This is a genomic window from Methylobacterium frigidaeris, from assembly GCF_022179185.1.
Classification (GTDB): Bacteria; Pseudomonadota; Alphaproteobacteria; order Rhizobiales; family Beijerinckiaceae; genus Methylobacterium; species Methylobacterium frigidaeris.
In genome coordinates, this window is the sequence record NZ_BPQJ01000107.1 from 1 (window position 1) to 2,480 (window position 2,480).

Annotated in this window: 3 protein-coding genes; all 3 read left to right on the top strand. The window is 72.7% G+C overall.

Annotated elements, in window-relative coordinates; all coding sequences use genetic code 11:
* The first annotated feature begins 98 nt into the window (after positions 1–98).
* The 3 genes from tnpA (at position 99) to tnpC (ending at position 2,453) form a co-directional block, all read left to right on the top strand.
* Complete coding sequence (gene tnpA, locus MFF64_RS36370; protein ID WP_238193872.1) at positions 99–473, top strand: IS66-like element accessory protein TnpA; 375 nt, start codon at positions 99–101, stop codon at positions 471–473.
* On the top strand, positions 470–817 hold the full coding sequence (gene tnpB / locus MFF64_RS36375; protein ID WP_238193874.1) for an IS66 family insertion sequence element accessory protein TnpB: 348 nt from the start codon (positions 470–472) through the stop codon (positions 815–817). Before tnpA ends, tnpB begins: the two co-directional genes overlap by 4 nt.
* Before the next feature lie 79 nt (positions 818–896).
* On the top strand, positions 897–2,453 hold the full coding sequence (tnpC, locus tag MFF64_RS36380) for an IS66 family transposase (protein ID WP_099901673.1): 1,557 nt from the start codon (positions 897–899) through the stop codon (positions 2,451–2,453).
* Positions 2,454–2,480 lie beyond the last annotated feature (27 nt).

Consider the following 2,480-nt stretch of genomic DNA (forward strand, 5'->3'; position numbering starts at 1 on the left):
GTAAGCGCTCGGTGAAGGCCGCCTTGTGCCTGTAGTGCTTTGCTCTGGATACAGGTGCTGGCGTCAGATGGCGCTGTATCGGCCCTGTGTCTGGACCTATGACCAACTCTCCTCACGTCGTTGTTGCGGGCACGCGCCGCGTCTGGTCGCCTGAGCAGAAGCGCCTCATCCTGGCCGAGGCGGACGATCCCGGCACGACCGCCTCGGAGGTAGCCCGCCGGCACGGCCTGCACTCCAGCCTGCTGTTCCGATGGCGGCGCGCCTTGCTGGCCGAGCAGCAGGCCCCGGCTGCGGCTGCCCCGCCGACCTTCATCCCGCTCGCCCTGCCACCTCCGGCCCCGGCGACCACCGAGGTGCCGGCTGGGCCGGGCCTGATCGAGATCGAGCTGTCGGGCGGGCATCGGGTGCGGGCCGCAGCCGGGGCGGACCTGACGCTCCTGCAGGGCGCGATCGCCGCGCTGCTCGGTCGATGATCCCCGTCCCGTCCGGCTCCCGCGTCTGGCTGGCCACCGGGCACACCGACATGCGCAAGGGCTTCGACGGGCTGGCCGCCCTCGTCCAGGACCATCTGGCGCGCGATCCGTTCTCGGGCCAGGCCTTCGTGTTCCGCGGGCGGCAGGGCCACCTGATCAAGGTGCTGTGGTGGGACGGCCAGGGCCTGTGCCTGTTCGCCAAGCGCCTGGAGAAGGGCCGCTTCGTCTGGCCGTCCACCGCCGGTGCCGCTGCCGCGCTGACGCCGGCTCAGCTCGCCATGCTGCTGGAGGGGATCGACTGGCGCGCGCCGCTGCGCACCGACCGGCCGATGATCGCGGGGTGAAGGCGGCAGACTACCGAGGTGGCCGCGTCCGTGGTCAGGGCCGGTGGCGACGGCCCCTGGCAGGGGCTAAGCTGTTGGCATGGCTCTCGATCCTGCCACGCTGCCCGACGACGTCGACGCGCTCAAGCGTCTGATCGTCGGTCTGTCGCGCGAGGCCGTTCATGCCAGCACCCTGATCGAGAAGCTGCGCGGCGAACTCGCCCGGATGAAGCGGGCGCGGTTCGGCACCTCGTCCGAGAAGCTCGGCCCGCGCCTCGAGCAGCTCGAACTGGCCATCGAGGCGCTGGAGGTCGACGAGGCCGAGCGCCTGGCCGGCACGCCGGTCGTCGCCGAGGCGAGGGAGGCCGCTCGGCTCAAGCCCGCCCGGCGGGATCTGCCGGCGCACCTGCCGCGCGAGAGCGTGGTCCACGCCGGTCCCTGCGCCTGCCCGGCCTGCGGCGGGAGCTTGCGCCGGATCGGCGAGGACGTCACCGAGAGCCTCGACTACGTCCCGGGCCGGTTCAAGATCGTGCGCCACGTGCGCGAGGCGTTTGCCTGCCGCGCCTGCGAGCAGGTGGTCCAGGCGCCGGCCCCCCACCATGCGGTACCCCGCGGGCGGGCCGGTCCGGGGCTCCTGGCCCACATCGCGGTGGCGAAGTTCGACGACCACCTGCCGCTGTATCGCCAGGCCGAGATCTACGCGCGCGACGGCGTCGAACTGGCGACCTCGACGCTCTCGGGCTGGCTCGGCGCGACCGCGGCGACGCTGCAGCCGCTGACCGAGCTTCTGCGCCGGGAGGTGATCGGCGGCTCGGACGTCCTGCATGGCGACGACACGCCGATCCCGGTGCTGGCGCCCGGCACGGGCAAGACGAGCACCGGACGGCTGTGGACCTATGTGCGCGACGAACGCCCCCACGACGGCGCCCGTCCGCCGGCGGCCGTGTTCTTTGCCTCGCCCGATCGCCGGGGCGAGCGCCCGCTCGCGCACCTGGCGGCCTTCTCCGGTGTGTTGGTGGCCGACGGCTATGCCGGCTTCAACGGGCTGTACGAGGCCAGGCGGGCGGGCGGCGGCCTGACCGAGGCGGGGTGCTGGGCGCATGTGCGCCGCAAGATCTTCGAGGTGCACGCCGCGACGGGCTCGGCGCTTGCGGCGGAGGCGCTGGAGCGGATCGGGGCGCTCTACGGGGTCGAGCGCGACCTGCACGGCAAGCCGCCCGATGCTCGCACCCGCGAGCGACAGACCCGCTCGAAGCCGCTGGCCGAAGCGCTGAAGGCGTTTGCCGAGACGAACCTGGCCCAGGTGCCGGGCCGCTCCGACCTGGCCAAGGCGTTGCGCTACATGCTGGCACGCTGGCCGGCGCTCATGCGCGCCTTCGACGACGGGCGTCTCGCCCTCGACAACAACGCGGCCGAGCGGGCGCTGCGCTGCGTGGCGGTCGGGCGCAAGAACTACCTGTTCGCCGGGTCCGCGTTGGGCGCCGAGCGTGCGGCGGCGTTCTACACCCTGATCGAGACGGCGAAGATGAACGGGCTCGATCCCGAGGGCTACCTGCGAGACGTGCTCACCCGCATCGCCGATCACCCGGCCAGGCGCCTCGCCGATCTCCTGCCCTGGAACTGGATACCGACAGGCGGAGCCCAGCAGGCCGCCTGACAAGTTGCCCCGTCACCGAGCGCTTAC